A 7,657-nucleotide genomic window follows, 5' to 3' on the forward strand; every position below is an offset into this window, starting at 1 on the left:
GCGCGCGGCCGCGTCAATGATTTTCCGAACCAGGTTTGCGCGCCGCATACCCTGCTCGCTTCCGCGGCCGAGTTCGGCCGAGGCGCGAAAGTGCCGGTGACATGGCTCGTTGCCGCCAATGACAGTTATTTTTCGCCGGCGCTGTCGCGCCAGCTTGCCGATGCGTTTCGCGAGGCCGGTGGGCGGGTGGATTTTCACGTCCTGCCGGCCTATGGCGGCGAGGGCCATTGGCTGCCCGAAAGCGAGAATGGCGTTAAGCTCGCCACGGCAGAACTCGACCGCGCGCTGAGAGCGCGGCCTGCCGCTGCGGTCAGGAAGCGATGACGCTCTATTTCCTCGTCAAATATCTGCATGTGCTCGGCGCCATCGTCATCCTCGGCACCGGCACGGGCATCGCCTTCTTCATGCTGATGGCGCATCGCAGTGGCCATGCCGATTTCATCGCGCGCACGGCGACGACGGTGGTGATCGCCGATGCGGTATTCACGCTGACGGCGGTATTGTTGCAGCCGGTGACCGGCGGGCTGTTGATGCAGATGTCATCGACTTCGCTTACCGAGGGCTGGCTGCTTGCCTCGCTCGGGCTCTATGTCGTCGCAGGAGCCTTCTGGGTGCCCGTGATCTTCATGCAGATCGAGATGCGCGATCTCGCGAGGCTGGCGGCGGAGAAAAGCGAGAGGCTGCCGCCGCGCTATTTCGCCCTGTTCGGCCGCTGGTTTCTGTTCGGCATTCCCGGCTTCGGCTCGGTGATGCTGATTCTCTGGCTGATGATTGCAAGACCGTTTTAGCCGCGTAGCCCGGGCGGAGCCAACGGGTCGCGCGAACGCGCGCCCGATGACAGGCTCCGCGCAACCCGGGACCTGCGCATCAACGTTTGCGAGTGCTCCCGGGTTACGCTGGCGCTTCACCCGGGCTACGGTGGCGGCGGATGATCGCAAGACCGTTTTAGGGGCAGGATGAGTGATCGCAGGATACTTGTGCTCGGTGCATCCGGGCTGATCGGCCGCTTCGTCACCGATGATTTGCGCATCCGAGGTTTCCAGACGATCGGGATCGCGCGCCGCTTTGCACCCTCGCAGAGGGGCAGCTCCCTCGACCTGGAATTGCCGGTCATGACGCTGGATGCGGCGGCGCTGGCGCGATTGTTGCGGGAGCGCGAGGTCGATGTCGTCGTCAATTGCCTCGGCGTGCTGCAGGACGGCCCGGGCAGCGATACCGGCGCGGTGCACAGAGATTTCGTCGCACGGCTGTTGGCTGGGATCCGTGACAGCGGACGGGCGATACGGCTGGTCCACATCTCGATTCCCGGCGTGGCCAAGGACGACCACACCGCGTTCAGCGTGACCAAGCGCGAGGCCGAGGGGTTGATCGCGGACTCGGGTATTCCTTACGCGATCCTGCGGCCGGGCTTCGTGGTGGCGCCGGCGGCCTATGGCGGCAGCGCGATGTTGCGCGCGCTGGCGGCGCTGCCGGTCGATCTGCCACAGAAGGATGCGGCGACACCGTTTCAGCCGATCGCGGTGGAGGATATCGCCGCGACCATCGCCTGGCTTGCCGAGCGCGATATCGCCGATCCCGCGGCGAGCGCCGTCACATGGGACCTGATGCAGCCGCAGCCGGTCACGCTCGGCGGCGTGATCAAGCAGTTCCGCTTTTCCTTTGGCACCGCCGACACGCCGCGCCTGACGCCACCCGCGTTCATGATCGATCTCGGTGCGAAGCTCGGCGATCTCGTGAACCGGCTCGGCTGGATGCCGCCCCTCCGCTCCACGGCGATCGCCGAACTGCGTCGCGGCGTCACCGGTGATCCCAGCGCTTGGATGGCGGCGACGGGTATCGTGCCAAGGACACTGGCGGAGGTGGTCGGCCAGCGCTCGGCGACCATCCAGGACAAATGGTTCGCGCGGCTGTTCCTGATCAAGGCGCTGGTGATCGCGAGCCTGGTGCTGTTCTGGGTCGCCTCGGGCTTCATCGCGCTGTTCGTCTCCTACGATGCTGCGGCCGGGATCCTGAGCGCGCGCAACTTTCCGCCGGCGCTGGTTGGGCCGTTCACGGTGCTGACCAGCCTGATGGATATTAGCATCGGCGTCCTGATCGCTTTCCGTCGCACCGCCGCCTTCGGTCTGATCGCGGGCATCGTGGCCTCGCTCGGCTATATGATCGGCACCGCGATCCTGACGCCCGATCTCTGGATCGAGCCGCTCGGCGCACTCGTGAAGACGGGACCCGCGATCGTGCTGATGCTGGTGGCGTTGCTAACACTGGATAACCGATGATGCAGTGGCCCGACGATGACGTGATCCTCTATGACGGCGTCTGCATCTTCTGCTCGCTCTGGGTTCGTTTCGTCATCGCCCGCGACTCTGATCGCCGCTTTCGCTTCACGCCGGTCCAATCGGACTATGGCACGCGGCTGGCGCGAACGTTCGGCATCGATCCCACCGACCCTGATACCAACGCGGTCGTGCATGGCGGCATCGCGTACTTCAAATCCGACGCCGCGCTGACGGTGCTGAGCCACCTGCCGGGCTGGCACTGGACGACAGCGCTGTTCGCGGTGCCAAAGCCGCTGCGCGACGCCGTCTACAATCTCATCGCCCGCAACCGCTACCGCATCTTCGGCAAATACGACACCTGCTTTGTGCCGGATGCGGAGACGCGGGCGCGGGTATTGGAATGATGCTCTCTCCCGTCATTGCGAGCGCAGCGAAGCAATCCACGCCTCCGCAGGTGGTGAAATGGATTGCTTCGCTGCGCTCGCAATGACGGAGTGTGCAGTTAGCGCTTCGCCTTTGACGCCAGCACTTCCTTCGCCGCGCGCTCGCCACTGTCTCGCGCGCCATGTGCGGTGGAGAAGAAGTTCGGCGAGGTCGCTTCACCCGCGAAGAACAATCGTCCATCGACAGGCGCGGCCAGCACGGCGCGTTTGTCTGCATGGCCGGGGAGTGCGTGCGAATAGGCGCCGCGGGCGAAGGGATCGTGCGCCCAGCGGGATTCCGTGAGCGGCGTCAGCTTGCGCCGGATGTCGTTGCCGAGGAAGCCCGCGATTTCGTCGATGCTGTGCGCGGCAAAGGCGCCGTCGCCGGCATCTTCCAGCTCTCTTGCAAACCGGCCGCCGAAAAAGCCTTCGATGCAGGGCTGGCCGAACGGGCGGATGTGATAGGTGCCCATCTCCGTGCGCATGCTGGCGCCGCGCAAATTGCCTTCCTTCGGAAAGGCGTCCGCATCCGCGAGCGCCAGCACCACCTTGTCGTCGACGCCAAGCGGCAGTCCCCGCGCGGCGTCGACCTTTGCCGGCAGCGCCGGCGAGAAGCGGATCGCTTCATGCGCGATCAAATTGGTCGGCACGGTCATGATCACGTGGTCGGCCGCAAGCGTGCCCAGCGACGTTTCGAGGCGCAGGCGTTTTCCGGAATGGTCGATCAGCGTGACATTGCAGTTGAGCGCGACGGGACATGAGGCACCATAGGCGGCGATCAGCGCGCCATAGCCGCGCCGCACGCGCCAATTGATGTTGGTGTCCTCGTAAGCTTCCATGTCGAGGATCGAGACCTGGTCGAGCTCGCAGCCGTTCACATAGGTGGAGATCGCGTCGATCATCGGATTCCAGCGGTTGCCCGGCTCGAGATAGCGGCTGGCGGGCGCGTCTTCGCCCGTTTGCGCAGCTTCCCAGGCGCGCTCATAGAATTCGTCGAGCGAACGGATGAAGTCGTCGCGATCGGCTTGCGGGAACGCCTTGCCATAGGCGCGCTCGCGCCAGGGCGGCAAGGTCTTGTTGATCGCGAAATTCAGTTGTTCGGCGATGGTGACGAAACTGTTCTTGTCCGCTGAATGCAGCCAGCCGCAGCCGACGTCGAACACCACATCGGGCGCGGCCTGAACCGTATGCGCCCTCCCGCCGACGCGGTCGCGCGCTTCCAGCACGATCGTGGAAAGACCGGAATCCTTCAGCGCATTGGCAGCGCCAAGGCCGGCTGCGCCAGCGCCGATGATGGCGACGTCGACTGAGGAGGGGAGGAGCATTTAGTCAGCGAATAGTGAGTGGCGAATGGCGAATAGCGTATAGGAAACGCCGCCAGAGGCCAAACGTCCCTAGTCGCTACTCCCCATTCGCTATTCGCACGTTTACGCTACCGCTTCCTTGGCCTTTTCGGCGCGCTTGCGGTCGTTCGGATCGAGGTGTTTCTTGCGCAGCCGGATCGACTTCGGCGTCACTTCGACGAGCTCGTCGTCCTCGATATAGGCCAGCGCCTTTTCTAGGGTCATCCGGATCGGCGGGGTCAGGCGCACCGCTTCGTCCTTGGAGGTGGTGCGGATGTTGGTGAGCTGCTTGCCCTTCAGCACATTGATCTCGAGATCGTTATCGCGGGTGTGCTCGCCGACGATCATGCCCTTGTAGACCTTCCAGCCCGGCTCGATCATCATCGGGCCGCGATCCTCCAACTTGAACATGGCATAGGCGACGGCCTCGCCCTGATCGTTGGAGATCAGGACACCATTACGACGGCCCTGGATCTCGCCCTTGTAGGGCGCATAGCCGTGGAACAGGCGGTTCATGATCGCGGTGCCGCGGGTATCAGTCAGCAGCTCGCCCTGATAGCCGATCAGGCCGCGGGTCGGCGCGTAGAACACGAGCCGCAACCTGTTGCCGCCGGAGGGGCGCATCTCGATCATCTCGGCCTTGCGCTCGCTCATCTTCTGCACGACGACGCCGGAATGCTCCTCGTCGACGTCGATCACGACTTCCTCGATCGGCTCCAGCGCCTGGCCCGTGGCCTCGTCCTTATTGAACACGACGCGCGGACGCGACACCGAGAGTTCAAAACCTTCGCGGCGCATGGTCTCGATCAGGATCGCGAGTTGCAATTCGCCGCGGCCGGAGACTTCCAGGGAATCCTTGTCGGCGGCTTCGGTGACGCGCAGCGCGACGTTGCCTTCGGCCTCGCGCATCAGGCGATCGCGGATCATGCGGCTCGTCACCTTGTCGCCCTCGGTGCCTGCGAGCGGGGAGTTGTTGACGATGAAGGACATCGACACCGTCGGCGGATCGATCGGCTGCGCCTGCAGTGGCGTCTCGACGGTGGGGTCGCAGAACGTATCGGCGACGGTGCCCTTGGTGAGGCCGGCAATGGCGACGATGTCGCCGGCTTCGGCTTCATCGAGCGGTGTGCGCTCAATTCCGCGGAACGCCAGGATCTTTGACACGCGTCCCTGCTCGACCAGCTTGCCTTCCGCATTCAACACCTTCACGGCCTGGTTCGGCTTGAGGATGCCGGAGGAAATGCGGCCGGTGATGATACGCCCCAGATAGGGATTGGCCTCGAGGATGGTGCCGATCATGCGGAACGGGCCTTCCTCGACCTTCGGCGGCGCGACGTGCCGCACGATCAGGTCGAACAGCGGCTGCATGCCCGCTTCCTTCGGGCCTTCGGGGCTCTCCGCCATCCAGCCCTGCTTGGCCGAGCCGTACAGGATCGGGAAATCGAGCTGCTCCTCGCTGGCGTCGAGCGCCGCGAACAGATCGAAAACCTCGTTGATCACTTCGGTTGGGCGCGCGTCGGGGCGGTCGACCTTGTTGATGACGACGATCGGCTTCAAGCCGACCTTGAGCGCCTTGGAGACCACGAACTTGGTCTGCGGCAGCGGGCCTTCGGCGGCGTCCACCAGCACGAGCGCACCGTCCACCATGTTGAGGATGCGCTCGACCTCGCCGCCGAAATCGGCGTGGCCGGGGGTATCGACGATGTTGATGCGGATGTCCTTCCACTGCACCGAGGCGGCCTTGGCCAGGATGGTGATGCCGCGCTCGCGCTCGAGGTCGTTGGAATCCATGGCGCGTTCGGCGACCTTCTGGTTCTCGCGGAACGTACCGGATTGCTGCAGCAGGCGGTCCACCAGCGTGGTCTTGCCGTGGTCGACGTGGGCGATGATGGCGACGTTACGAAGATTCATGGCTCTGCTTTTCGGTCATGCACAGGTCTTGAGCGATCTCGCCGGAAAGCCGGGATCGATCTTTAGCAACTACGGCCCCTCCGGGTCCGGATCACACTCAAGCCGTTGAAATCTCGCGGGGCGCGGTTCGCCTCAAAAAGCAAGCCCGGCCAAAAGGGACCGGGCAAAGCTTGCGCGTTTGCGGCGCAATATAGTCAGAAACCGTCAAAAAACAATGCGTTGTTTGCCGGTTACCGGCCGTTTTTCGAACCCTGCCGGTTGTTCCGGCAACCGCCGATATCTTACCGGGATCCCGCTATCCGGTTTCCTCTTCCTTGCTCGGATAGACGCCGCGGAGCACCTCCTCAAAGTGGTCCTTGACGGCCTCGTTGCACAGGCAGGAGCGGAGCCGCAGGACATCGAGGTTGCGGACCAGAATCGCGCCGCGGCGCGTCTCCAGCACGCCCTCGGCCTTGAAGGACTGAATCACGCGGCTGGCATAGCTGCGGCCCACCCCCAGCAGGGTGGCGAGCTGCTCATGCGTGAGCGGCACGGCGCCGTTGCCATTGGTGCGCTCCATCGCCGAGATGATCCATTTGGCGGTGCGCTGCTCGATCGAGTGGATTGCGTTACAGGCCGTCGACTGGAAGATCTGCGCCAGCATGCAATCGGCATAGCGCGCGAACACGTTGCGGATCGAGGGCGATTTCAGCTTGGCCGCTTCCAGCCTGCCGACCGTCATCCGCACGAACGGCCCGCCGAATTTGACGATGATGCGGGTATAGGCGGGAAGAAATCCCTGGCTGACGACGCCACCGACAGCACCTTCGCGGCCGACCAGAATGGTCTCGACGTCGCGGCCGTCCTCGTTGGTCACGAGGTAGGAGACGAGGCCGGGCCCGCAGGGAAAATACACAGTCTCGACGTCGTCGCCGGGGTTGTAAAGCAGGTCGTTGGCGTTGGCCTCGGCGCGCGCGAGGTGCGGTGCGATCAGCCCATAATCGGCGTCGCTCAGACGGCGCAACAGGTTGTTAAAGGGCCGGTCTGCTCTGTCCGGTTGGCTGCGTTGTTGAAGCATCGGGTCTCCCCCTCACTAACCGCGACGATAGTCAACCCGTTCCTCCTGTTGTGTGCACAAGTGAACAGACGACGGGATCCCGGTGTGGTGCGTTTCGATAAGGGAACCGCCGGTGTGCTTGGGCGACGCGCCGGCAGCGTGCCGATGGCCGGCTCATCACCGGCGATCAGATCAATCCTTCAAGACAGGACCTTCAACACAGGACTTGGCACGCTCATGGAACCCGCCCTCTTCAACGGCATGCCCTCCGACGTGTTGATCGTCGAGGATGATCCGATCATCGCCCTCGATTTCGAGGACACGATCCTCGGCTTTGGGGTGAAGACGGTGCGGACGGCGACCAGCGTCGCGCGAGCGCTTCAGATCATCGCCTATCGCCGGCCCGACTTCGCGCTGCTGGATGTCGTGCTGGCCCGCGAGAACACCTTTGCGCTCGCCGAAGAGCTCGGCGCGCTACAGATCCCCTATGTCTTCGTCACCGGCTATGGCGCCGATGTCCGCCTTCCCGCCGCGCTGGCCGACAAGCCGCGCCTGGTCAAGCCGTGCTCAAGCGAAGCGCTGGAAGCAGCACTGCGAAGGCGGGTCTAAGATCTGTAGCCCGGATGGAGCGCAGCGCAATCCGGGGTCTCGAGTTCGCCGATGGACTGA

7 protein-coding genes and 1 pseudogene are annotated in these 7,657 nt (G+C 64.1%); 5 read left to right on the top strand and 3 right to left on the bottom strand.

Annotated elements, in window-relative coordinates; genetic code table 11:
• The 4 genes and pseudogenes from CWO89_RS37870 to CWO89_RS37885 form a co-directional block, all read left to right on the top strand.
• Positions 1 to 324, top strand: a pseudogene (locus CWO89_RS37870) (peptidase); the annotation flags it as partial.
• Positions 321 to 788, top strand: a complete 468-nt coding sequence (locus tag CWO89_RS37875) for a DUF2269 family protein (protein ID WP_130583456.1) — start codon at positions 321 to 323, stop codon at positions 786 to 788. The pseudogene CWO89_RS37870 and the gene CWO89_RS37875, both read left to right, overlap by 4 nt.
• Positions 789 to 956: 168 nt before the next feature.
• A complete protein-coding gene (locus tag CWO89_RS37880; RefSeq protein WP_130583457.1) occupies positions 957 to 2,276 on the top strand; it encodes an SDR family oxidoreductase in 1,320 nt (439 codons plus the stop codon).
• Positions 2,273 to 2,680: a thiol-disulfide oxidoreductase DCC family protein gene (locus tag CWO89_RS37885; RefSeq protein WP_130583458.1), complete on the top strand. Its 408-nt coding sequence runs from the start codon at positions 2,273 to 2,275 to the stop codon at positions 2,678 to 2,680. The genes CWO89_RS37880 and CWO89_RS37885 overlap by 4 nt, the downstream gene beginning before the upstream one ends.
• Positions 2,681 to 2,778: 98 nt before the next feature.
• Here CWO89_RS37885 and CWO89_RS37890 read toward each other — a convergent pair whose 3' ends face one another.
• From CWO89_RS37890 to CWO89_RS37900, 3 genes are all read right to left on the bottom strand, one after another.
• Positions 2,779 to 4,023, bottom strand: coding sequence for a flavin monoamine oxidase family protein (locus tag CWO89_RS37890; protein ID WP_130583459.1), 1,245 nt, complete (start codon positions 4,021 to 4,023; stop codon positions 2,779 to 2,781).
• Positions 4,024 to 4,125: 102 nt separating this feature from the next.
• Positions 4,126 to 5,952 carry a translational GTPase TypA gene (typA, locus tag CWO89_RS37895; RefSeq protein WP_130583460.1) on the bottom strand — a complete coding sequence of 609 codons (1,827 nt, stop codon included), beginning with the start codon at positions 5,950 to 5,952 and terminating at the stop codon, positions 4,126 to 4,128.
• 295 nt (positions 5,953 to 6,247) lie between these two features.
• Positions 6,248 to 7,009 carry a Crp/Fnr family transcriptional regulator gene (locus CWO89_RS37900; RefSeq protein WP_130583461.1) on the bottom strand — a complete coding sequence of 254 codons (762 nt, stop codon included), beginning with the start codon at positions 7,007 to 7,009 and terminating at the stop codon, positions 6,248 to 6,250.
• A gap of 216 nt (positions 7,010 to 7,225) precedes the next feature.
• Between CWO89_RS37900 and CWO89_RS37905 the strand changes: the two genes are divergently transcribed.
• Positions 7,226 to 7,597, top strand: a complete 372-nt coding sequence (locus tag CWO89_RS37905; protein WP_130583462.1) for a response regulator — start codon at positions 7,226 to 7,228, stop codon at positions 7,595 to 7,597.
• Positions 7,598 to 7,657: the final 60 nt, after the last annotated feature.

The organism is Bradyrhizobium sp. Leo170 (genome assembly GCF_004296405.1).
Lineage (GTDB): Bacteria > Pseudomonadota > Alphaproteobacteria > Rhizobiales > Xanthobacteraceae > Bradyrhizobium.